This window comes from Streptomyces sp. NPDC046881 (assembly GCF_040645015.1).
GTDB lineage: Bacteria > Actinomycetota > Actinomycetes > Streptomycetales > Streptomycetaceae > Streptomyces.
Genome location: NZ_JBEYXJ010000070.1, coordinates 13510 through 35462, shown reverse-complemented (window position 1 = coordinate 35462; position 21953 = coordinate 13510). Strand labels below are relative to the sequence as shown.

The following is a 21953-nucleotide window of genomic DNA, read 5'->3' as shown; positions in this document are numbered from 1 at the left end:
CGCGTTGTTCCCGGTGACGGCCGTGGCGGGGAAGACCCCCGAGCCCCCACCACGGCCGCTGAACTCCCCCTACGCCAGTCCGGCGCGCTCCAGCGCCTCGCTGCCGGCCCGCAGGGAGGCGATCCGCTCCTCCAGCGTGAAGCCGGCCGGGGCCAGGCTGAGGGTGGTGACCCCGGCGGCGGCGTAGGCCTTCATCCGGTCGGCGATCCGGTCGACGGAGCCCAGCAGGGTGGTTTGGTCGATGAGGTCCTGCGGGATCGCGGCGGCCGCTCCCTGCTTGTCCCCGGAGAGGTACTTGCGCTGGATGTCGGCGGCCTCCTCCTCGTACCCCATGCGCTGCGCCAGCTGGTTGTAGAAGTTCTGCTTGGCGCTGCCCATGCCGCCGACGTACAGCGCGGTGTACGGGCGGAAGGTGTCGGCGAGCCGGGACACGTCCTTGTCGTCGCCGAGGGCGATCGGCAGGGTCGGGCACACGTCGAAGCCGTCGAGCGTCAGACCGGCCTTCTCCCGGCCCGCGCGCAGGTACTTCATGGTGGTCTCCTCCAGGTGCTCGGCGGAGGGGAAGATGAGCAGCGCGCCGTCGGCGATCTCGCCGGTCTGCTCCAGGTTCTTCGGGCCGATCGCGGCGATGTAGAGCGGGATGTGCTCGCGCTGCGGGTGCACGGTCAGCTTGATCGGCTTGCCCGGGCCGCCGGGCAGCGGCAGCGTCCAGTGCTCGCCCTCGTACGACAGCCGTTCCCGGGTCATCGCCCGGCGGACGATCTCCACGTATTCGCGGGTCCGGGACAGCGGCTTGTCGAACTTGACGCCGTACCAGCCCTCGGAGACCTGCGGGCCCGAGACGCCGAGACCGAGCCGGAACCGGCCGCCGGAGAGCGAGTCGAGCGTGGCCGCGGTCATCGCGGTCATCGCGGGCTGCCGGGCCGGAATCTGGAAGATGGCCGAGCCGACGTCGATGCGCTCGGTCTGCGCGGCGACCCAGCTGAGCACGGTGGCCGCGTCGGAGCCGTAGGCCTCGGCGGCCCAGCACACCGCGTAGCCCAGCCGGTCGGCCTCCTGCGCCACGGCCAGGTTGTCGCCGTCCATTCCGGCACCCCAGTAGCCGAGGTTGATCCCGAGCTGCATGGCCGATTCCCCTTACCCATGAGTAACGTGCCTGTCGGGGTGACCTTAGCGCGGCGGCGGGTGCCGGGGGCAGGGTGTGGGGCCGCGTCTCACCGGCGCGTTCACGCATCCGGTTGGTTGTCCACAGGCCACCCACCGCACCGGTTCTGGCCAGTAATCTCGCCCGCATGGAGCAGAGGCATCTCGGCCGCACCGGCCTGCGCGTGTCCCGGATCGGGCTCGGCACCCTCACCTGGGGCCGGGACACCGACGAGCACGACGCCGCGGACATGCTGAAGGCGTTCTGGGAGGCCGGCGGCACCCTGGTCGACACCGCGGACGTGTACGGCGACGGGGAGGCGGAGTATCTGCTCGGACAGCTCATGGACGGCCTGGTACCGCGCCGTGACCTGGTCGTCTCCACCAAGGCGGGCAGCGTCCCCGACCCCGACCGCCGCTTCGACGGCTCCCGCGGCCATCTGCTCGCCGCGCTCGACGCCTCCCTGACCCGCCTGGGCACGGACTACGTCGACCTGTGGCACATCCACGCCTACGACCCCGACACCCCGCTGGAGGAGACCCTCCACGCCCTCGACCTCGCGGTGAGCAGCGGCCGGGCGCGGTACGCCGGCGTCTCCAACTTCTGCGGCTGGCAGCTGGCCAAGGCGGCCACCTGGCAGCTGGCCGCGCCGGGCAGCCGCACCCGGCTGGCCAGCACCCAGATGGAGTACTCGCTGCTGCAGCGGGGCGTGGAGCGCGAGGTGCTGCCGGCCGCGCTCGACCTCGGCGTGGGCCTGCTGCCCTCCTCCCCGCTGGGCCGCGGCGTGCTCACCGGCAAGTACCGGCACACCACTCCCGCGGACTCGCGCGGCGCCTCGGAGCACCTGGCGCCGTTCGTCGAGCCGTACCTGGACGACACGGCGACCCGGATCGTGGACGCGGTGACGACGGCCGCCGACGGGCTCGCGGTCAGCCCGCTCCAGGTGGCGCTCGCCTGGGTGCGGGACCGGCCCGGAGTGGCCGCGCCGATCGTCGGCGCGCGCAACGCGCAGCAGCTCACGGCGGCGTTGTCAGTGGAGGCCCTTAGTCTTCCTGACGAGATCTGCCGGGCGCTGGACGATGTGTCGGCGCCCGTGCACCGCTACCCCGATCACGACTGGAGCACGCTGTGAGCACGGAGCCGGAGACCACGGAGAACGCCGGGCCGGGGACGCCGGACACCCGTGAGACCCCGGACCGGGGCACCGCCGGGGACGTCACGGCCGAGGCCACGGAGTCCGCCGACGGGACGGAGTCCGCCGACGGGACGGAGTCCGCCGACGGGACGGAGTCCGCCGACGGGACGGAGTCCGCCGACGGGACGGAGACGGCCGACGGGACGGAGTCCGCCGACGGCGGGGAAGGCGCCGCCGCCGAGGGTGGTGCCGCGGCGGAGGACGGTGCCGCCGCGGGGCTCTCCGAGGCGGAGGCCGAGCTGGCCGCGCAGCGGATCGAGCGGGAGCGGATCGAGCGGCGCAAGGCCGAGAAGTCGAGCCCGATCGAGAGCGGCGGCAAGCTGAGCGGCACGGCGGCCGACCTGCTCGCGGCGGTCCGGGCGGTGGAGAGCGGCGAGAAGCCGACGGCCACGGTGTTCGCGGAGCCCGCGCCCGCACCGCGCCGCCCCGCCCCGGAACCGGTACGCAGGCCCGAGCCCGTTCCCGCGCCGGCCGCGCCGAGCGGACCCGCCCCGGAGACCGTCGACGCCGTGCGCCGGGTGCTGGCCGAGGGCGGTGCCCCCGACACCCTGGCTCCCCAGGTCGCCGCGGTCCTCGGCGAGGGCGCCGGCACCGCCCTGCGGGAGGACCCCTGGCAGCTGCTCCGGGTCGCCGGGGTGCGGCCGGAGCAGGCCGACGGTTTCGCGCGGGCGCTGCTCGGCGCCGACTGCGCCCCGGACGACGAGCGGCGGGGCCGCGCGGTGACCGTCTGGCTGCTGGAGCAGGCGGCTGTGGCCGGGCATACCGCCCTGGACCTGCCCACGCTCACCGCGGCGCTGGGCCGGCAGGCCGTGCCGGACCCGGACGCGGCCGTGCAGGCCACCCTCGCCGAGGGCGAGGCGCTGGTGTTCCAGGACGCCCTGGAGGAGCCCGGCGCGCCCGCGCCCCAGGACACCGGCGCCGGTGAGGACACCGACGAGGAGCAGGAGCGGCCGGTCCGGGTCCTGGTCGGCCTGGAGCGGTACGCGCTGGCCGAGGAGAGCCTCGCGGACGGCCTGGCCCGGCTGGTCAACTCCCTGTCCCAGGAGGCCGGGCAGGTCTGGGAGACGGTCGCCGCCGGACTGTCCGGCGGTGCGGCCGAGCTGGCCCGCGCGGTCGCCGGGCACGGCCTGGTGCTGCACACCGGCGGGGAGGCGGCCCGCACCGAACCGGCCGCGCTGCTCGGTGCCGCCCGCGCCGCGGGCCTGCGCGCCTTCGCTGTCTGCCACACCGCGGACGGGCGCGGGCGGCTGGCCGCGCGGCTGGGCGGGGAGCCGGCGGAGCACGGCGTGGGTACGGTCGCCGGGCTGCTGTCCGGTGCCGAGGGCCCGGGACGGGACACGGACGGCGCCCTGGAACTCGACCTGCTGATCGTGCTGGACGCGCCCCAGCTGGACGTGGAGGGCGCGGCGATGCTGGTGGAGTCGCTGCCCGACGGGGCCCGGCTGGTGCTGAGCGGCGACCCCGGGGTGCTGTGGTCGGCCGGTCCGGGCCGGGTCTTCGCCGACCTGCTCGCGGCCCGCGTCTGCCCGCAGACCGCCTCCCGCGTCCCCGACCCCGGCCCGCTCGGCGAGCTGGTCTCCGGCATCGGCATCGGCGAGCTGAACCAGGTCGCCGCCCCGGGCAAGGAGATCGTCATCGTGCCGGTGCGGGACGCCGGCGAGGCCGTGCACCGGACGGTGCAGCTGGTCGCCGACTCGGTGCCGCGGGCGATCGGCGTCCCGGCCGACCAGACCGTGGTGATCACCCCGGGGCACGGCGGCGCCGCGGGCACCCGCGCGCTCAACGCCGCCCTGAAGGAGCGCCTCAACCCCGGGCCCGGCCGGTTCGGCGGCTTCGATCCCGGCGACCGGATCGTCCACTCCCCCGCGCCGGGGCGCGCGGTGCCGGGCGTGGTGGTGAAGGCCGACGCCGAGGGGCTGCACCTGTCGTGCGCCGGCGCCTCCGTCGTCGTACCGCGCGAACGGGTGGAGGCCGGTGTCCGGCACGGCTGGGCGCTGACCGCGCACCAGGCGGTGGGCGCCCGCTGGCCGGCGGCGGTCGTGGTGCTGCCCGGCGATGCCGTGCAGGCCCTCAGCCGCCCCTGGGTGTACACGGCGTTCGGCCGGGCCGAACGGCACCTGTCCGTGGTGCACGGCGTGGAGCAGGCCCTGCCGAAGGCGGTCGCGGACATCCCGCCGAAGCCCCGCACGACCCGGCTGCAGACCCTGCTGCGCCCGCAGGAGGCCTGAGTCCTCCTCCGGCCGTGCTCCCCTCCGCAGGGGCGGTCGGCCGCGAGGGCGGATTCCGGCGGTGCCGTACCGGCCCGAGGCCCTACGGCACCGCCGTCCCGCTCACTTCTCGGCGTCGAGCGGTTCGAGCTGCTCTTCGTCCTCGTCGTCCTCGTCGACGAAGTCGATGTCGTCGTCCTCGCCCGCGGAGACCTCGTCGTCGTCGAACACCGCGCTCACATCGAACCGGCACACCACGTGCTGCGCATCGATGTGCTCGAACGGCGAGTCCAGCCACTCCCCGGCCTCGGGCGGCTCCTCGGAGGCGGTGACCCAGAGCGTGGAGTCGCCCTCCTCCAGGCCGAACTCCTTGTGCCGGGACGCGATCTCGTCCGGTTCGAACTCGCCGAAGAGGACGCCCAGCGCCCCGGGGAGGGTCCCGGCGGCCTGGTCGTCGTCCCCGCCGGCGTCGAACTCGGCCGCCTCCACCCGGTGGGCCTGCGCCAGCAGCCGCTGGGGCTCGGCCACGGTGTAGTCGCGGCGGATCAGCACACTGATCGCGTTCGGTTCGTCCGGGCCCGCGTACGGCGGCAGGGTGTCCTCCGCCCCGGGGATCTCGAAGGGGGTGACCTCGTCGTAACGGTCGTAGAGCAGCTCGTCGTACGCCTCGGCGGCAGCGGCCAGCTGGTTGAACGCCTCGGAGACGGCCGGGTCGTCCTCCCCCGACCTGCGTTCGACCGCGGCCAGATGACGGTCGAGCGCGGTCTTGACCGCCTCGGCGGCGGCGCGTACCTCGGCAGCGGTGGGCTGCGCAGCATCAGACATAGTGCAGACGCTATCCGTACCGGGCACCAGCCCGCACAATAGATGCGATGCCGGAATACGAATTTGTCGACGTGTACGTGCCTCGCGGGGTCTCCCGCAAGGAGGCGACACGTCTGCTGACGGACCATGCCGAGTACGGACACTGGGAGTTGGACCGACTGAGCCTGCTGCGCGACGGCAGCCGCAAGGTGCGGTTGCGCCGGCGGATCATCCGCCAGGTGCGTGCCACGTGGTGAACCAGGACAGGTGACCGGACGAGACGGAAGCGGGCCCCGCCGGCATGGCAGGGCCCGCTCCGCTTCGGGTCACGCCGCGGCCCGTGCCTTGCGGTAGAGCACCGCGCCCGCGAGCAGCGCGCCCGCACCGGCCGGCAGCGCGATGCCGAGCGGCACCTCGCTGCCCGTGTGCGCGAGCTGGGCGGTGCTCAGCGGCTGGGCGGAGCGGCCCGCCGCCTCGGCCGTCACCTGGGAGGCACCGTGGGCCGTGGAGCCGCCCGTGCCGCCCTGGCTGCCCGTACCGGTGTGACCGGGCTTGCCGGAGTCGCCCGGGGTACCGGGGTGGCCGGGCTCACCCGGCTGCCCGGGGTGGCCGGGAGTCCCGGGGTGCCCCGGCTGACCCGGGTGTCCGGGGTGACCAGGATGGCCCGGGTGACCGGGGTGACCGGGGTGACCCGGCTGACCGGGGTGACCCGGGTGACCGGGCGGGGTGCCGTGCCCCTGCCCGCCGCCGTTGGCACAGTCGTTGCCCGTCGTGGCGTTGCCGGCCCCGATGACGTCGACGCTGTTGCCGCAGACGTTCACGGGGACGTCGACCGGTACCTGCACGGTGTTGCCGGAGCCGACGCCCGGCGAGCCGCTGGAACGACCGCTCGCGTGCGAGCCGCCGGAGCCGTCCTGCTCACCGTACTGGCCCCCCGAAGTGCCGCCGCGGTTGGCGCACTTGTTGCCCACCGACGGGTTGAGCAGCCCGACGACGTTGACGGTGTTGCCGCAGATGTTCACCGGTGCGTGCACCGGTGCCTGCACGGTGTTGCCGGACAGTACGCCCGGTGAACCGCCGGCGCTGCCCGCCGCGCCCGCGTCGGCGTGTGCGTAGCCGCTCGCGGCGGCGATCACGCCGGTCGCGGCCGCCATGGTCATCAGACCCTTGCGCGTGCCCTGTCGCATGCTGAATTCCCCCCTGCCTTCCATGTCCTCGTGCGAAAGACCGGTCGGCCTCGGAGCGCATGGCGCGCGCACCGAGGCCGACGGCTCGTTGAATGACGCCCCTCAGGGAGCCGGCGTCACTTGTTGACGCAGGCGTTGCCGAAGGCGGGGTTCAGGAGCCCGATCACGTTGATCGTGTTGCCGCACACGTTCACCGGGACGTGGACGGGCACCTGGATGACGTTGCCGGACACCACGCCCGGGGAGCCCACGGCGGCACCCTGGGCACCGGAGTCGGCGACGGCGAGGCCCGCACCCGCGAGCACCAGTCCACCGGTGGCGGCCGCAGCAGCGACGACCTTCTTGATCATTCTTCCTCCTCGTTGGCAATGCGACCCCAAGGTTCGGGATCACATGAGCTGTAACGAGGAGGGGCTGATGAAGCTACGAACCGATCGTCGCATTCACCCTTCTCAGTCGGTCTCGCACGGCTGCCCGAAATGCCTGGGGGCAGAGCCTCAGGACGCGTCGAGGAACCGGTCGAGCACCCGCACGCCGAACTGCAGCCCGTCCACCGGCACCCGCTCGTCCACGCCGTGGAACATGCCGGCGAAGTCCAGCTCCGGCGGCAGCTTCAGCGGGGCGAAGCCGAAGCCGCGGATGCCGAGGTCGTCGAAGGACTTGGCGTCGGTGCCACCGGAGAGCATGTAGGGGATCGCCTTGGCGGTGGGGTCCTCGGCGAGCAGCGCGGACTGCATGGCCTCCACCAGCGCGCCGTCGAAGCCGGTCTCGACCGCCTTGTCGGCGTGCACGTCCTCGCGGCGGACGTTCGGGCCGAGCAGCCGGTCGAGGTCGGCGAGGAACTCCTCCTCGTGGCCGGGCAGGAACCGGCCGTCGATGTGGGCGGTGGCCTCGCCCGGGATGACGTTGACCTTGTAGCCGGCGGTGAGCTGGGTGGGGTTGGCGGTGTTGCTCAGGGTGGCGCCGATCAGCTTGGCGATGCCGCCGAGCCTGGCGAGGGTGGACTCCATGTCCTCCGGGTCCAGCTCGGTGCCGAGCGCGTCGCCGAGTTCGTCGAGGAAGGCCCGGGTGGTCTTGGTGACCCGGACCGGGAACTTGTGCCGGCCGACCCGGGCGACCGCCTCCGACAGCTCGGTGATGGCGTTGTCGCGGTGGATCATCGAACCGTGCCCGGCGGTCCCGGCCACGGTCAGCTTCATCCAGTGCATGCCCTTCTCGGCCGTCTGGATCAGGTACAGCCGCCGCTGGTCGTCGACGGTGAAGGAGAAGCCGCCGACCTCGCTGATCGCCTCGGTGACGCCCTCGAACAGCTCGGGGTGGTGGTCGACCAGGTAGCGGGCGCCGTACGTGCCGCCCGCCTCCTCGTCGGCGAGGAAGGCCACCACGACGTCCCGCGGGGGCCGGCGCCCGCTGCGCAGCCGGTCGCGGACGACCGCCAGCGTCATGGCGTCCATGTCCTTCATGTCGACGGCCCCGCGCCCCCACACGCACCCGTCCGCGATCTCGCCGGAGAACGGGTGGTGGGTCCAGTCCACGGCGTTGGCCGGTACGACGTCCAGGTGGCCGTGGATGAGCAGCGCGGGCCGGGACGGGTCCTCGCCCTCGATGCGGGCCACCGTGGAGGCGCGGCCGGGGTGGGACTCGTAGATCTTCGGCTCCAGCCCGACCTCGGCGAGCTTCTCGGCGACCCACTCGGCGGCCTTGCGCTCGCCCGGGCCGGAGTGGTCGCCGTAGTTGCTGGTGTCGAACCGGATCAGCTCGCGGCAGAGGTCCACGACCTCGTCCTCGCCGGTGACGCTCCTGGCCGTGTCCGTCTCGCTCACGTGCTTCCTCCCGGTGTCACTGCTGGTGGTCCCCCTCATCCTCTCTCCGGCCCCGCTCCGGGCCCAAGACCGGACCCGGCCCGACACACGCCGTTCACGGGCGACCGGCCCCGGGGCCGGGGGGTGATCAGCCACCCCCGAAAGCCTGGTAATGTTTCCTTCGTCGCCGCGAGGGAAACCCCGCCGAAAGGGAAACCCCGCACGACAGACACCTTGTCCGGGTGGCGGAATGGCAGACGCGCTAGCTTGAGGTGCTAGTGCCCTTTATCGGGCGTGGGGGTTCAAGTCCCCCCTCGGACACCAGTGAGGCCCCTGCTGTGCAGGGGCCTTCGTCGTTCCCCGGTGCGGCTTCCTAGACTTGAGGGGTGGCCCGGCCCAACGACGCGGTCGAGGCGCTCCTGCGGGAGTACGCCGATCTCATCGCGATCACCGGAGGCGACGCCTTCAAGGCGCGCGCCTACGAGAAGGCCGCGCGGGCGATCGGCGGGTATCCCGCGGACATCTCCACGCTGGACGCCGAGGGGCTGCGGGAGATCCCGAACGTCGGCCGGTCGATCGCCGACAAGGTGGCCGAGTACCTGCGCACGGGCCGGATGGCGGTGGTCGAGGAGCGCCGGGCGAGGATCCCCGCCGGGGTGCGCGAGCTGATCACGATCCCGACGCTGGGCCCGAAGAAGGCGTTGCGGCTCTACGAGGACCTGCACATCTCGTCGGTGAGCGAGCTGGCCGCGGCCGTCGAGGCGGACGCGCTGGCCGATGTGAAGGGCTTCGGCGAGAAGACGCAGGAGAACATCCGGCACGGCATCGAGCTGCTCCGGCGGGCGGGCGGGCGGGTGCCGTTGCCGCTGGCGCTGGACACCGCCGAGGAGATCCTCGGGGAGCTGTCCGCCGTGCCGGGCTGCGAGCGCTGTGCGTACGCCGGTTCGCTGCGCCGGATGCGGGAGACGGTGGGCGATCTGGACGTGCTGGTGGCCGCGGAGCGGTCGGCGCCGTTCATGGACGCCTTGTGCGGGCTGCCGGTCACCGCGGAGGTGATCGCGCGGGGCACGAAGAAGACGTCGGTGCGCACCGGTCGGGGTCTGCAGGTGGATCTGCGGGTGGTGCCGCCGGAGTCGTGGGGCGCCGCGATGCAGTACTTCACCGGGTCCAAGGCGCACAACATCCGGACCCGGACCATCGCCGTGCACCGGGGGCTGAAGCTCTCCGAGTACGGCGTGTTCGACACCGGGAGCGGGGAGTCGGTCGCCTCCCGCTCCGAGGAGGAGGTGTACGCGCGGCTGGGGCTGCCGTGGATCGCGCCGACGCTGCGCGAGGACCGCGGGGAGATCGAGGCGGCGCTGGGCGAGGGCCTGCCGGAGCTGGTCACCGAGCGGGACATCCGCGGCGACCTGCACACGCACACCGATCTCACGGACGGTCTGGCCTCGCTGGAGGCGATGGTGGAGGCCGCCGCCGAGCGCCGGTACGCGTACTACGCGGTCACCGACCACGCGCCCGACCTGTACATGCAGCGCATGACGGAGGAGAAGATCCTCGCCCAGCGGGAGCGGCTGCGGGAGCTGGACGGCACCCGGCACGGGATGCGGCTGCTGCACGGCACCGAGCTGAACATCGGTCCGGACGGCGGGGTGGACTGGCCGCCGGAGTTCCTGGCCGGTTTCGACCTGTGCGTGGCCTCGCTGCACTCGCACTTCGACCTGGGCCGCGCGGCGATGACGCGGCGGCTGGTACGGGCCTGCGAGAACCCGTACGTCCACGTCATCGGGCACCCCACGACCCGGCTGATCGGCAGGCGGCCGGGGGTGGACGCCGACTGGGACGAGGTCTTCGCCGCGTGCGCGCGCACCGGGACCGCGCTGGAGGTCAACGCCCAGCCGGACCGGCTGGACCTGCGCGACGAGGACATCCTGCGGGCCCGGGAGCACGGGGTGCGGTTCGCCGTGAACACCGACGCGCACTCCGTCCCGCACCTCGCGCAGCTGCGCTTCGGGGTGGGCACCGCGCAGCGCGGCTGGCTCACCCGGGAGGACGTCATCAACACCTGGCCGCTGACCCGGCTGCGCCGGTTCCTGCGCGAGGGCGCGCGGAGGTGAGGGTCGGGTCTCACGGGAGGGGGCTTACCGTCAGCGTGCCGTCGGCGCCGTGCTCGACGCGGGTGCCGAGGTCGCGGGCGTAGCCGTCGAGGACGGTGCGCAGCCAGGCGGTGTCCTCGGCCGAGGCGTGCTCCAGGCGGAGCCGGCGGGCCTGGAGCGGCACCATGCGCAGACCGGTGAGCCGGCCGGTGCCGGGCTCGGCCGAGACGAGGTAGAGCAGGCGCAGGTCGTCGCGGTAGCGCTCGTAGCCGCCGATACCCTCGTAGTCGTCGACGAGGTCGCCGCAGCCGTACAGGACGAGCCGGTCGCGGTAGACCTCCGGCGGGCGCGGGTGGTGCGAGGAGTGTCCGTGGACGATGTCGGCGCCCGCCTCGACGAGCGCGTGGGCGAAGCGGATCTCGGCGCGGGAGGGGGTGTAGCCCCAGTTGGGGCCCCAGTGGACGGAGGCGACGACGAGGTCGCCGGGCCGTTCGACGCGGCGCAGGCGGTCGGCGAACTCCGTGGCGGCCGCCGTGGTCGGCCCGGTGACGAGGGCGACGCCGGGCCGGTCGGCGGTGGCGGCCCAGCCGTGCGGGATGCCGCTGGAGGGCATGCCGAAGGCGAAGACGAGGACGCGTCCGCCGGACGGCAGCGCAACGGCCGCCGGACGCCATGCCGCGGCCGCGTCCCGGCCCGCCCCGGCGGTGCGCAGTCCGGCCGCGGCGAGGGAGTCCAGCGTCTCCCGCAGGCCGGCCGGCCCGAAGTCGAGCACGTGGTTGTTGGCGAGGACACAGACGTCCGGGCGGGCCGCGGCGAGGCAGGGCAGGTTGGCGGGGTGCATCCGGTAGTGGACGGCCTTGCCGGGCGCGAAGTCGCCGTCCCGGGTGACGGCGGTCTCCAGGTTGAGCACCCGGACGTCCGGTGCGGCCCGCTCCAGGACGGGCAGCGCCTCGCCCCAGGGCCAGCGGGGGTCCACGGGCCGGGGGATCGGCCCGTTGGCGGCCTCGGCCAGGGCGACGTACTGCCGGGCGTCGCGCACGTAGTCCTCCCGCAGGAGGGGGGCGACGGGGTGCGGGAGGATCTGGTCGACGCCCCGGCCGAGCATGACGTCGCCCGCGAGGAACAGGGTGACGGCGTCCTCGCCCATGGCCGACGGGCTAGACGTGGGCGGGTGCCATGTGGTCCGTGAACCAGTCACGGGCCAGCTCGGTCACCTGCTCCAGGGTGCCGGGCTCCTCGAAGAGGTGGGTGGCGCCCGGGACCACCGCCAGCCGGTTCTCGCAGCGCAGTCGGGCCTGTGCCTCCCGGTTGAGGTCGAGGACCAGCGGGTCGGCGCCGCCGACGACGAGCAGGGTGGGTGCCGTCACCGCGGCCAGCCGGGCTCCGGCGAGGTCGGGCCGGCCGCCGCGGGAGACGACCGCGGCGGGCCGTGCGTCGGGGTCGGCGGCGGCCCACAGCGCGGCGGCCGCACCGGTGCTGGCGCCGAAGAAGCCGACGGCGAGCCCCTCGACGTCGGGTTCCTCGCGCAGCCAGCGGGTGGCGTCGAGCAGCCGGCCGGCCAGCAGCGCGATGTCGAACACGTTGCCCCGGTCGGCCTCCTCCGCGTCGGTGAGCAGGTCGAACAGCAGGGTGCCGAGGCCGGCCCGATGAAGTCCCCCGGCCACGAACCGGTTGCGCGGGCTGTGCCGGCTGCTGCCGCTGCCGTGGGCGAAGGCCACCACGCCGGTGGCGCCGTCGGGCACGGTGAGCCGTCCGCCGAGCCGTACGGTTCCGGCCGTCACGGTCACCTCGCGGTCGGTGGATGCGGCGCCCGCGGTGTGCCGGTGCCGGCTGGCGGCCCGGCGCAGGCAGGCGGTCACCTCTTCGTCGTCGACCTGGGCGAAGTCGGCGTAGAACTGGCCGACCGCGGCGAAGTCCCAGGGGGTGTGCAGGCAGACCAGTTCGTCGGCGTCGCCGCCGAGCCGCCGGGCGAAGTCCCGCGGGGCCACGGGGACGGCCAGCACGATGCGGGCCGCGCCCCGGGCGCGGGCGATCCGGCAGGCGGCGCGCGCGGTGGAGCCGGTGGCCACGCCGTCGTCCACCACGACGGCGGTGCGTCCGGCGACGGACACGGCGGGGGCGGCGCCCCGGTAGCGGGCGGCCCGGTCGTGCAGCACCCGCAGCTCGCGTTCCTCGACGCCGGCGAGGTCCGCGTCGGAGACGCCGGTGCCGCGCAGCACCTCCTGGTTGATCACGCGGACGCCGTCCTCGCCGATCGCCCCCATGCCCAGTTCGGGCTGGTAGGGCACGCCGAGCTTGCGCACGAGGCAGACGTCCAGGGGCGCGTCGAGTGCCGCGGCGACCTCGGCGGCGACCGGCACGCCTCCCCGGGGCAGCCCGAGCACCACCACGTCCTGGCCCCTGAGGTACTCCAGGCGTTCGCCCAGCCGTCGGCCCGCTTCGAGGCGGTTCCTGAAGTGCACGGCGGCGCTCCTTCACTCCCGGGGCAGCCAGAGCGGCACCGGGGCGTCCGTGTCGGCGGCTCCGGTCGCCTTCATGTCGCCGTCGGCGGCGCGCAGCAGCATGCGGCCCATGGCGATGAGCGCGCGCCCGGCGGCGAGTTCGTCGCCGATGTCGGGCATCGCCCGGTCGTAGGGGTTGCGGCGGGCCTCGGCGTGGCTTTCCAGGACGTTGTCCCCGGTGTCCAGGACGATCCGGGCCGTGGTGTCCGGATCGTGTTCGCACAGGTACACGTTCAGCCGCCACTCCTTGACGGCGGGACGGCTGCTCACGGGTCGGGTCATCGTCGGCCACCTCGCTCCGCGGATCGTGCCGCGACGGGCCGTCGGCCGTCTGCCGGTCCGTCGTGGCTGGTCGCGCAGTTCCCCGCGCCGCTGCGGGCGCTCCAGTCCGGCACTTCCACTGTGCACCCGACCCGCGGCGGACGCCTCCCCTGCTGCGGGCAGAATGTGGGCCATGACCTCGCGCACCTGCCCCTGCGGGCTCCCCCGGTCCTACGACGCCTGCTGCGGCCGCTTCCACGCGGGTGCGGCGGCCGCGCCGACCGCCGAGCTGCTGATGCGCTCGCGGTACTGCGCGTTCGTGAAGGGGGACGCGGGGTATCTGCTGCGCACCTGGCACCCGCGGACCCGGCCGGAGCGGCTGGACCTGGACCCGCGGATGCGGTGGACGGGGCTGGAGATCCTGGACACCACCGACGGGTCCGCCTTCCACGGCACCGGCACGGTGACCTTCCGGGCCTCCTACCGAGGCGGTTCGCTGCTCGAGCGGAGCCGGTTCGAGCGGGTGGACGGGGCGTGGGTGTACGTGGACGGGGACTTCCCCGACCAGCCGTGACGCCCCGGGGGCGCGCAACTAGGGCGCGAGGATGTCCAGTTCCTGGAGGGCGCCCACGGTGATCTGCCGGGTCAGTTCCTCGGCGCGGGCCGCGTCGCCCTCGCGGACCGCCTCGGCCACCTGCACGTGCAGGGTGACGGCCGCCGGGTCGGGGTCCTCGAACATGACCTCGTGGTGGGTGCGGCCGGCCAGCACCTCCGCGACGACGTCGCCGAGCCGGGCGAACATCTCGTTCCCGGAGGCGGTCAGCACGGCCCGGTGGAAGGCGATGTCGTGGACCAGGTACTTCTCCAGCCGGTGGCCGCGTGAGTTGGCCACCATGCCGAGCGCGCACTCGGTGATTTCGGCGCACTGCTCGGCCGTGGCGTGCTGGGCGGCGAGGCCGGCCGCGACGGGTTCGACCGCGGAGCGCAGCACGGTGAGCGAGCGCAGCTGGTGCGGGCGGTCCGCGCCGGCCAGGCGCCAGCGGATGACCTGCGGGTCGTAGACGTTCCACTCGGCCTTCGGGCGGACCGTGACGCCGACCCGGCGGCGGGACTCGACCAGGTGCATGGACTCCAGCACGCGGACGGCCTCGCGCATCACCGAGCGCGACACCTCGAAGTGCTGTGCCAGCTCGTCGGTGCGCAGAACGCTGCCCGGCGGGTACTCGCCCGCGGTGATCGCGGGGCCGAGGGTGTCCAGTACATGGCCGTGCAGCCCCCGGCCCGGTGTGCTCATGCACTCAGCGTACGGCGTGGATCACGCAGACAAAAAGTCAGACTTATACGTCACAGAGTCTTGAATTCGTCGTACCTAATGGGTTTCAGTGTGGCGACGCCGAAGTGGCGTCGGATGTCGAGGAAGACAGCGAGGCAGTCATGCGAACCCCCCAGGTCGTCGTCGTGATGGGCGTCGCGGGGACGGGCAAGACCACGATCGGTCCCCTGCTCGCCGCGCGGCTGGGCGTCCCGTACGCCGAGGGCGACGACTTCCACCCGCAGGCCAACATCGACAAGATGTCGGCCGGGATCCCGCTCGACGACGCCGACCGGTGGCCGTGGCTCGACGCCATCGGGCACTGGGCGCACGGCCGGGCCGGACTGGGCGGGGTGGTCAGCAGCTCGGCGCTGAAGCGGTCGTACCGCGACCGGCTCCGGGCCGTGGCGCCCGGGATCGTGTTCCTGCACCTCACGGGTGACCGGCGGCTGATCGAGGACCGGATGTCCCAGCGGCAGGGTCACTTCATGCCGACCGCGCTGCTGGACTCGCAGTTCGCGACGCTCCAGCCGCTCCAGACGGACGAGGCCGGAGTGGCCGTGGACGTCGGCGGCAGCCCGCAGGAGATCACCGAGCGGGCCGTGCGCGCCCTGGAGACGCTTCCCGTCGCATCCGAGTAACACCTCACCCCCGTCCCCCGTAACCCAAGGGAACCCCCCGTGACCAGACTCAGCGTCGAGATGCTGGCAGCGGACGCACCTGCGCCGATCACCTCCGCCGGACACGCCCAGCTGGGCATCGCCGTCCTGGTGGGCATCGCCGTCATCGTCCTGCTCATCACCAAGTTCAAGCTCCATGCCTTCCTGGCGCTGACCATCGGGTCGCTGGCGCTCGGGGCGGCCGCCGGGGCGCCCCTCGACAAGGCCATCACCAGCTTCACCACCGGGCTCGGCTCCACCGTGGCCGGCGTCGGCGTCCTGATCGCGCTCGGGGCGATCCTGGGCAAGCTGCTCGCCGACTCCGGCGGCGCCGACCAGATCGTCGACACGATCCTCGCCAAGGCCGGCGGGCGCGCCATGCCCTGGGCGATGGTGCTGATCGCCTCCGTGATCGGCCTGCCGCTGTTCTTCGAGGTCGGCATCGTGCTGCTGATCCCGGTCGTGCTGATGGTCGCCAAGCGCGGCAACTACTCCCTGATGCGCATCGGCATCCCGGCCCTCGCCGGTCTGTCCGTGATGCACGGCCTGATCCCGCCGCACCCCGGCCCGCTGGTCGCGATCGACGCGGTCAAGGCCAACCTGGGCGTGACCCTCGCGCTGGGCATCCTGGTCGCCATACCGACGGTGATCATCGCCGGTCCGCTGTTCTCGAAGGTCGCGGCCCGTTGGGTCGACGTGCCGGCGCCCGACCGGATGCTGCCGCAGCGCGCCTCGGAGGAGCTCCAGCGCCGTCCGGGCTTCGGCGCGACGCTCGCCACCGTGCTGCTCCCCGTGGTGCTGATGCTGGCCAAGGCGCTGGTGGACATCGTCGTCGACGACCCCGCGCACACCACCCAGCGTGTCTTCGACGTCGTCGGCTCCCCGCTGATCGCCCTGCTCGCCGCCGTGATCGTCGGCTTCTTCACGCTGGGCCGGCCCGCCGGGTTCAGCAAGGAGCGGCTCCAGCAGACCGTCGAGAAGGGCCTGATGCCCATCGCCGGCATCCTGCTGATCGTGGGCGCGGGCGGCGGCTTCAAGCAGACGCTGATCGACTCCGGGGTGGGCCAGATGATCCTGGACGTCTCCAAGGACTGGTCGATCCCGGCGCTGCTGCTGGCCTGGCTGATCGCGGTGGCGATCCGGCTGGCGACCGGCTCGGCGACGGTGGCGACGGTCTCGGCGGCCGGCCTGGTCGCGCCGCTCGCGGCCGACATGTCGACCACCCACGCGGCCCTGCTCGTCCTGGCCATCGGCGCCGGCTCGCTCTTCTTCAGCCATGTCAACGACGCCGGTTTCTGGCTGGTGAAGGAGTACTTCGGGCTGAGCGTCGGGCAGACCCTGAAGACCTGGTCGGTGATGGAGACGATCATCTCGGTGGTCGCCGGCGGCCTGGTCCTGCTCCTCTCCCTGGTCATCTAGGGGTACGGCGATGACGGCTCACCCCCTCTTCGACATCAGCGGCCGTACGGCCCTGGTCACCGGGTCCAGCCGGGGCATCGGCCTCGCCCTGGCCCGGGGCCTGGCCGAGGCCGGCTGCACGGCGGTCCTCAACGGGTGCGACGCCGGCCGGCCGGCCGAGGCGGCGGCGGACCTCCCCGGTGAGGTGCGTACGGCGGTGTTCGACGTGACCGACGGCCCGGCCGTGGCCGCCGGGATCGCGGACGTCGAGGAGCGGGTGGGCCAGCTCGACGCGCCCCGCTGCTGGGAGCGGTCCTGCAAGGTGCTGCTGGAGTGCTGAGCGGCACGGGCCGGCGTGGGGCTACGGGCGCCACAGCGGGTGTTCCCGGTTCGCCCACTCCTCGCTCACCGTTCCGGTCCGCAGGCCCCGCCGCGCCTCCGGGTCGCCCAGGGCCATGCCGATGTGGCCCGCCAGGACCACGCCGATCGTCAGGGCGAGCCAGTCGTGGACGAAGGTCGCCGAGGTGCGCCACATCAGCGGGGTGAGGTGGGTGAACCACATCATCAGGCCGGTGCCGAGCATGACCAGGGTGGCGCCGGCGATCCAGGCGGCGTAGATCTTCTGGCCGGCGTTGAACTTGCCGGCCGGGCGTTGCCCGTGGCGCCGGTCGCGGCGCAGGGCGGCGCGCAGCCAGACCCGGTCGTGCGGGCCGAAGCGGTTGAGGAAGCGCAGGTCGGTGCGGAAGGCGCGGGAGGCCAGGCCCAGCAGGACCGGCACCGGCAGGGCGAGGCCGGCGTACTGGTGGACCCGCACGACCAGTTCCCGGCGGCCGACCAGGACCGCCAGCTGCGGGATGTAGAGGGCGGCGGCGGTCAGCACGCACACGCCCATCAGCGCGGCCGTCGCGCGGTGCACCCGGCGTTCGGCGCGGGTGAACCGGTGGACGCGGGCGTCCGGCGGGGCCGGGGTCTCAGCTCGTAGGCTCATCGGTCCGTCCGTTCGAGCGGCCGACCCAGGCGTCGACGTCGTAGCCGAGCTCCTCCCAGTAGCCGGGCCGCACCCGGTCGGTGACGGTGATGCCGGAGAGCCACTTGGCGGACTTGTAGAAGTACATGGGGGCGACGTAGAGGCGGACCGGGCCGCCGTGGTCGTGACCGATGTCCTTGTCCTGCATGCGCAGGGCGACCAGGACGTCCGGGCGGCGGGCCTGGTCGAGGGTGAGGCTCTCGCTGTAGGTGCCGTCGAAGCAGGTGAAGCGCACGGCCCTGGCGGTGGGGCGGACGCCCGCCGCGTCGAGCAGGTGGGACAGGCGTACGCCCTGGAAGGGGGTGCCCGGGACCCGCCAGCCGGTGACGCACTGCACGTCCCGGACCAGCCGGGTTTGCGGCAGGGCACGCAGGTCGGCGAGGGTGTAGCCGCGCGGGCGGTCGACCAGGCCGTCGACGGTGAGGCGGTAGTCCGCGGCGGTCCGGTGCGGGACGGAGGCGGCCACGGAGTAGTAGCGGAAGCCGCCGCCGTTGGGCAGCAGGCCGGTCAGGCCGGTGGGGTCCTTGTCGGCGACGCCGCCGAGGAAGCCTTCCAGGCCGCGTTGCAGCGCGGGCGCGGCGACCACGCCGAGGGCGCCCAGGCCGAGGGTGCCGAGGAAGACACGGCGGCCGACGGGCCGGCCGTCCGGTTCCGGTTCGGGTATCGGTTCCTCGGATGGTTCAGGGTTCACGTGTTCATTCGAGCACTCGGGGCCGCGGGGGGCCAGATGATCGGGTCGCCGGTCAGACTTTCGTCACTTTTTCCTGCCGGCTGTCTGTACGTCGGCGAGGGCGCTGTTGCTCACTGCTGCTCACTGCCCGAGCGCGCGGGCGCGGGCGGCGGAGAAGGCGGCCCGGGGATCGGGGTGCGCGTAGGACCAGGGTGCCGGGGTGGCGTGCTCGCCGATGCGCTGGAACAGGGCCGCCGCCTCGGCCGGGCGGCCGGCGCAGGTCAGGGCGAACGCGAGGTGGTTGAGGTCGATGTGGCGGCGCGGGTGTTCGTCGTGCTCCCACTCCAGCCACCAGTCGAAGCAGGTGCGCAGGATGCGCCGGGCCCGCGGGCCGGACCAGTGCCCGGAGGCGACGGGGTCGGCCGGGGCCAGTCCGGTGGCGGCGAGGACCCGGTAGCGCTCGGCGTACGCGACGACCGGCAGGACGGCCAGCGGGGAGTCGGCGGGGGCCTCGGCGGCGGCCAGCTCGGCGACGTCGTACACCTCGTGGACCTCGGCTCCGCGGCCGCCCGCGGGCCGCTCGGCGAGGCGGGCGATCAGCAGGTGGTGGGCGTGGTGGTGCTCGGGGTGCCGGCGGTGCAGCTCGCCGAAGGTGGCGCGCACCTCGCGCTCGGGGCCGAGGTCGCGGGCGAGCAGCAGCCGGCCGAGCCAGGGGGTGGGGTCGGCGGGGGCGAGGCCGGCGGCGGTGTCGCAGGCCTCGCGGGCCCGGGCGGGTTCCTCCTTGCCGCGCAGCGCGCGGTGGACCAGGGCCAGGGCGAGCAGCGCCGCGGCGTCGGCGGAGCCGGGCTCGGCGGTCAGCCAGTCGCTCGCCCAGGCGGCGGCGTACGGGTCGCGGGCGAGCGCGGTGAGGCGGTGGCCGCGGCGGTCCCAGTCGTCGCCGGTGTGCACCAGCAGGGAGCGCGCGGCCTGCCGTCGGCCCTGGGCCAGCGCGGCCCGGGCGGTGCGCAGTTCGGCGTCGTCGAGGGCGGCGTCGAAGGCGCCGGAGTCGTCCTGGGCGGGCGCGCCGGACGGTTCCGTTCGGGCCCGGCGAGCGCCGAGCAGAGGCGGGAGAGGGGGCACCGCGGGCTTCCTGTTTCTCGGGCTGCCATCGACCGATCACGCACAGCAAACCCCCAGCCAAGGGTGGCGTCAAGCGGAACGCCGTTGTTGCGGGCTTCAACTTCCCGGCTCCGAACCGGACTTGGGGGCTCCGGTGCAGGTGGGGCGCGTCCGGGCGGTCCCGTCGGGGGAATTTTCCTGTGGCGTATGCCATCGCGTTTCCGGGCCGACCGCCCGGACTTCTGTGGCGTACGCCATGGCGCCGGGCCCGCCGGTCGCGGAGCATGGCGAGTCCACCGCCGGTTCCGGGCAGTTGCGGGGCACCCCCGTCCCGGGAGCGCTACAGTCGGCCACTACGCGCCCGTGGTCCGGCCGGATGATCGAGGTACGCAGCGTGTCGGTTCTGGTTCTCCTCCTCGCCGTGAGCGCGGCCTGCTGTCTGGGCTTCGGGTTCGTACTCCAGCAGGACGCGGCGCAGAAGGCACCGCTGAGCGACTTCCTCTCCTTCCGGCTGCTGCTCGACCTGATGCGGGTGCCGCGCTGGCTCGGCGGGCTCGGGCTGATGGTGGCCGGCATGGTGCTGGGCGCGGTCGCCCTCGGCAGGGGCGAGATCTCCCTGGTCGAACCGCTGCTCGCGACGAATCTGCTGTTCGCCCTCGCCCTGTCCCGGTACCGGACCAGGCAGGCGCTGGGCCGCCAGGGCTGGTCCGGTCTGCTGCTGCTCGCGGGCGGGGTGAGCGCGTTCATCCTGGCCGGCGAGCCGCGCGGCGGCACGGCCGTCTCCGATCCGCTGCGGCACTGGCTGATCATCGGGGCGGTGACGGGCGCGGCCCTGGTCCTGACGACGTACGGCAAGCGCTCCCGGCTGAGCTGGGGCCCGGTACTGCTGGCCCTGGCGGCCGGACTGCTGTACGGCGTCCAGGACGCGCTGACCCGGGTGAGCGGCATCCGCTTCGCCGACGGCGGCCTCGGCGAGCTGTTCACCGGCTGGCAGCCGTACGGCGTGGTGGCGTGCGGGGTCACCGGCCTCGTCCTGGTGCAGAGCGCGTTCGAGACGGCCCCGCTGCGCATGTCGCTGCCCGCGCTCACGGCGGCCGAGCCGCTCGCCGGGATCCTGTGCGGGGTGGGCTTCCTCGGCGACCGGCTGCGCACCGACACCGGGGCGCTGGCCGGGGAGGCGGCCGGGCTCGCGGCCGTGGTGACGGGCATCGTGCTGCTCGGGCTGCATCCGGCGATGCCGTGCGGAGCGGTGGAGCAGGAGCACCGGGCCGGGGACCTCCAGCGACGCTGAGCCCGCCCTGCTTGGATACGGGCATGAACCCTGCTGACGAGATCCTCGACATCGTCGACGAGCACGACCGGGTCGTCGCCCGGTACCCGCGGGGCGAGGCCTACGCCCGCGGGCTGCGCCACCGCTGTGTGTTCGTCCAGGCCCGGGACGCGGCCGGCCGGCTCTTCGTGCACCGGCGCACCGCGACCAAGCTGGTCTTCCCCTCCCTGTACGACATGTTCGTCGGCGGGGTCGTCGGCGCGGGCGAGTCCTACGACGAGGCGGCGCTGCGGGAGGCCGAGGAGGAGCTGGGGGTGCACGGGCTGCCGCAGCCGGAGTTCCTCTTCAAGTTCCTGTACGACGACGGCGCCGGGCAGGGCTGGTGGTCGGCGGTGTACGAGGTGCGCTGCGAACTGCCCGTGCGGCCGCAGGCCGAGGAGGTCCAGTGGCACGCCTTCCTGTCCGAGGACGAGGTCGGGCGGCGGCTCGGCGAGTGGGAGTGGGTGCCGGACGGGCTGGCGGCCTACGAGCGGCTGCGGGCGTTCCGGGCGGCCCGGTGATCGCCGGGTAGGGTCGGCCGCGTGAGCGAGTTCGTACGGAACATCCGGTTGTGGTTCGCGCCGGAGCGGGTGCGGGACGAGGGCGGCACGCCCGACTACCGGTTCTCGCTGGCCAACGAGCGCACCTTCCTCGCCTGGCTGCGCACCGCGCTGGCGCTGATCGGCGGCGGATTCGCGGTGGACCAGTTCCTGCCGGACCTGCGCTGGGGGTGGCGGGTCGGACTCGCGCTCGCGCTGCTCGCGGCCGGTGTGCTCTGCTCCCTGCGCGCGGTGAACCACTGGGTGCGCTGCGAGCGGGCGATGCGCCGCGGCGAGGACCTGCCCGCGTCCCGCTTCCCGGTGCTGCTGAGCCTCGTCGTCGCGGTGGTCGCCGTCGCGATGGTCGTGGTGGTTGTCGTGGGGTGGGAGGGATGACGGCGGGGCCGGGCCCGGACGCCGAGGACCCGGCGGGCCGGGATCCCGGGCTGCAGCCCGAGCGGACCCGGCTGGCCTGGCGGCGTACGACCCTGTCCGGTGCGGTGGTCGCCGTCCTGGGCGTCAGGACGGCGCTGCGCGGCGGAGCGTCGGCCACCGGCGTCCTCATGTGCGCGCTGTGCTGCGGACTGTGGCTGGGCTTCCTCGGCGTGGCCCACCACCGCATCCGCGCACTGTCCACCGGCACCCCACCGCCCGCCCTGGCCCCCCGCCACGCGACGACGGCGGTGCTGTGCGCGGTGGCGACGGCCGCGTGCGCCGCCGTGCTGGTGGTGTAGACACGGCACCGCT

General features: G+C 73.9%; 23 protein-coding genes, 1 tRNA gene and 1 pseudogene. 13 read left to right on the top strand and 12 right to left on the bottom strand.

The features are described from left to right. Positions 1 to 69 precede the first annotated feature (69 nt). Complete coding sequence (locus tag ABZ923_RS27805) at positions 70 to 1125, bottom strand: LLM class F420-dependent oxidoreductase (RefSeq protein ID WP_361476623.1); 1056 nt, start codon at positions 1123 to 1125, stop codon at positions 70 to 72. A 167-nt stretch (positions 1126 to 1292) separates the two neighbouring features. Here ABZ923_RS27805 and ABZ923_RS27800 point away from each other — a divergent pair, with 167 nt between their 5' ends. Both ABZ923_RS27800 and ABZ923_RS27795 read left to right on the top strand, forming a co-directional pair. Then, positions 1293 to 2276, top strand: coding sequence for an aldo/keto reductase (locus ABZ923_RS27800; protein ID WP_361476621.1), 984 nt, complete (start codon positions 1293 to 1295; stop codon positions 2274 to 2276). Further along, positions 2273 to 4567 (top strand): helix-hairpin-helix domain-containing protein, encoded by a 2295-nt coding sequence (locus ABZ923_RS27795; protein WP_361476619.1) that lies wholly within the window; start codon positions 2273 to 2275, stop codon positions 4565 to 4567. Before ABZ923_RS27800 ends, ABZ923_RS27795 begins: the two co-directional genes overlap by 4 nt. Before the next feature lie 102 nt (positions 4568 to 4669). Here the strand turns inward: ABZ923_RS27795 and ABZ923_RS27790 are convergent, their stop codons facing one another. Then, positions 4670 to 5371 carry a hypothetical protein gene (locus ABZ923_RS27790; RefSeq protein ID WP_361476617.1) on the bottom strand — a complete coding sequence of 234 codons (702 nt, stop codon included), beginning with the start codon at positions 5369 to 5371 and terminating at the stop codon, positions 4670 to 4672. A gap of 47 nt (positions 5372 to 5418) precedes the next feature. Here ABZ923_RS27790 and ABZ923_RS27785 point away from each other — a divergent pair, with 47 nt between their 5' ends. Then, complete coding sequence (locus tag ABZ923_RS27785) at positions 5419 to 5607, top strand: DUF5703 family protein (protein ID WP_043407302.1); 189 nt, start codon at positions 5419 to 5421, stop codon at positions 5605 to 5607. Positions 5608 to 5676: 69 nt separating this feature from the next. Here ABZ923_RS27785 and ABZ923_RS27780 read toward each other — a convergent pair whose 3' ends face one another. The 3 genes from ABZ923_RS27780 to ABZ923_RS27770 form a co-directional block, all read right to left on the bottom strand. Continuing rightward, positions 5677 to 6537 (bottom strand): chaplin, encoded by an 861-nt coding sequence (locus ABZ923_RS27780; protein WP_361476615.1) that lies wholly within the window; start codon positions 6535 to 6537, stop codon positions 5677 to 5679. 116 nt (positions 6538 to 6653) lie between these two features. After that, positions 6654 to 6887, bottom strand: a complete 234-nt coding sequence (gene chpH, locus ABZ923_RS27775) for a chaplin ChpH (protein ID WP_189985800.1) — start codon at positions 6885 to 6887, stop codon at positions 6654 to 6656. Positions 6888 to 7034: 147 nt separating this feature from the next. Beyond that, on the bottom strand, positions 7035 to 8360 hold the full coding sequence (locus ABZ923_RS27770) for a M20/M25/M40 family metallo-hydrolase (RefSeq protein WP_361476613.1): 1326 nt from the start codon (positions 8358 to 8360) through the stop codon (positions 7035 to 7037). A 215-nt stretch (positions 8361 to 8575) separates the two neighbouring features. Here ABZ923_RS27770 and ABZ923_RS27765 point away from each other — a divergent pair. Both ABZ923_RS27765 and polX read left to right on the top strand, forming a co-directional pair. Further along, positions 8576 to 8663, top strand: a tRNA-Leu gene (locus tag ABZ923_RS27765). Between the two features lie 62 nt (positions 8664 to 8725). Then, positions 8726 to 10453, top strand: a complete 1728-nt coding sequence (polX, locus tag ABZ923_RS27760; protein WP_361476611.1) for a DNA polymerase/3'-5' exonuclease PolX — start codon at positions 8726 to 8728, stop codon at positions 10451 to 10453. Positions 10454 to 10463: 10 nt separating this feature from the next. Here polX and ABZ923_RS27755 read toward each other — a convergent pair whose 3' ends face one another. From ABZ923_RS27755 to ABZ923_RS27745, 3 genes are read right to left on the bottom strand one after another with little or no spacing between them, the layout of a single operon-like run. Next, on the bottom strand, positions 10464 to 11579 hold the full coding sequence (locus ABZ923_RS27755; RefSeq protein ID WP_361476609.1) for a CapA family protein: 1116 nt from the start codon (positions 11577 to 11579) through the stop codon (positions 10464 to 10466). Between the two features lie 10 nt (positions 11580 to 11589). Continuing rightward, a complete protein-coding gene (locus ABZ923_RS27750; protein ID WP_361476607.1) occupies positions 11590 to 12894 on the bottom strand; it encodes a phosphoribosyltransferase family protein in 1305 nt (434 codons plus the stop codon). A 12-nt stretch (positions 12895 to 12906) separates the two neighbouring features. Continuing rightward, on the bottom strand, positions 12907 to 13215 hold the full coding sequence (locus ABZ923_RS27745; protein WP_361476605.1) for a dsRBD fold-containing protein: 309 nt from the start codon (positions 13213 to 13215) through the stop codon (positions 12907 to 12909). A 172-nt stretch (positions 13216 to 13387) separates the two neighbouring features. Between ABZ923_RS27745 and ABZ923_RS27740 the strand changes: the two genes are divergently transcribed. Then, positions 13388 to 13768 carry a YchJ family metal-binding protein gene (locus tag ABZ923_RS27740; protein ID WP_361476603.1) on the top strand — a complete coding sequence of 127 codons (381 nt, stop codon included), beginning with the start codon at positions 13388 to 13390 and terminating at the stop codon, positions 13766 to 13768. Between the two features lie 18 nt (positions 13769 to 13786). Here ABZ923_RS27740 and ABZ923_RS27735 read toward each other — a convergent pair whose 3' ends face one another. Then, complete coding sequence (locus ABZ923_RS27735) at positions 13787 to 14488, bottom strand: FadR/GntR family transcriptional regulator (protein WP_361476601.1); 702 nt, start codon at positions 14486 to 14488, stop codon at positions 13787 to 13789. A 140-nt stretch (positions 14489 to 14628) separates the two neighbouring features. On the opposite strand from ABZ923_RS27735, the gene ABZ923_RS27730 reads away from it, so the two are divergent. The 3 genes and pseudogenes from ABZ923_RS27730 to ABZ923_RS27720 all read left to right on the top strand — a co-directional run. Further along, positions 14629 to 15147 (top strand): gluconokinase, encoded by a 519-nt coding sequence (locus tag ABZ923_RS27730; RefSeq protein ID WP_361476599.1) that lies wholly within the window; start codon positions 14629 to 14631, stop codon positions 15145 to 15147. 39 nt (positions 15148 to 15186) lie between these two features. Continuing rightward, the gene (locus ABZ923_RS27725; protein WP_361476597.1) at positions 15187 to 16584 is read left to right on the top strand and encodes a gluconate:H+ symporter; all 1398 of its coding nucleotides are present in this window, start codon (positions 15187 to 15189) and stop codon (positions 16582 to 16584) included. A gap of 10 nt (positions 16585 to 16594) precedes the next feature. After that, positions 16595 to 16855, top strand: a pseudogene (locus ABZ923_RS27720) (SDR family NAD(P)-dependent oxidoreductase); the annotation flags it as partial. 69 nt (positions 16856 to 16924) lie between these two features. Here the strand turns inward: ABZ923_RS27720 and ABZ923_RS27715 are convergent. The 3 genes from ABZ923_RS27715 to ABZ923_RS27705 all read right to left on the bottom strand — a co-directional run bounded on the left by ABZ923_RS27715 (position 16925) and on the right by ABZ923_RS27705 (position 19379). Continuing rightward, positions 16925 to 17551 carry a cytochrome b/b6 domain-containing protein gene (locus ABZ923_RS27715; RefSeq protein WP_361476595.1) on the bottom strand — a complete coding sequence of 209 codons (627 nt, stop codon included), beginning with the start codon at positions 17549 to 17551 and terminating at the stop codon, positions 16925 to 16927. Next, positions 17535 to 18281 (bottom strand): molybdopterin-dependent oxidoreductase, encoded by a 747-nt coding sequence (locus ABZ923_RS27710; protein WP_361476593.1) that lies wholly within the window; start codon positions 18279 to 18281, stop codon positions 17535 to 17537. Before ABZ923_RS27710 ends, ABZ923_RS27715 begins: the two co-directional genes overlap by 17 nt. Positions 18282 to 18401: 120 nt before the next feature. Next, positions 18402 to 19379, bottom strand: coding sequence for a hypothetical protein (locus tag ABZ923_RS27705; RefSeq protein ID WP_361476591.1), 978 nt, complete (start codon positions 19377 to 19379; stop codon positions 18402 to 18404). Between the two features lie 373 nt (positions 19380 to 19752). Here ABZ923_RS27705 and ABZ923_RS27700 point away from each other — a divergent pair, with 373 nt between their 5' ends. The 4 genes from ABZ923_RS27700 to ABZ923_RS27685 are packed head-to-tail and all read left to right on the top strand — an operon-like array spanning position 19753 to position 21940. Then, positions 19753 to 20649: a DMT family transporter gene (locus tag ABZ923_RS27700; RefSeq protein WP_361476589.1), complete on the top strand. Its 897-nt coding sequence runs from the start codon at positions 19753 to 19755 to the stop codon at positions 20647 to 20649. Positions 20650 to 20672: 23 nt separating this feature from the next. After that, a complete protein-coding gene (locus tag ABZ923_RS27695; protein ID WP_361476587.1) occupies positions 20673 to 21188 on the top strand; it encodes an NUDIX domain-containing protein in 516 nt (171 codons plus the stop codon). 21 nt (positions 21189 to 21209) lie between these two features. Continuing rightward, positions 21210 to 21602, top strand: a complete 393-nt coding sequence (locus ABZ923_RS27690; RefSeq protein ID WP_361476585.1) for a DUF202 domain-containing protein — start codon at positions 21210 to 21212, stop codon at positions 21600 to 21602. Continuing rightward, a complete protein-coding gene (locus ABZ923_RS27685) occupies positions 21599 to 21940 on the top strand; it encodes a DUF202 domain-containing protein (protein WP_361476583.1) in 342 nt (113 codons plus the stop codon). Before ABZ923_RS27690 ends, ABZ923_RS27685 begins: the two co-directional genes overlap by 4 nt. The last annotated feature ends 13 nt before the right edge of the window (positions 21941 to 21953 follow it).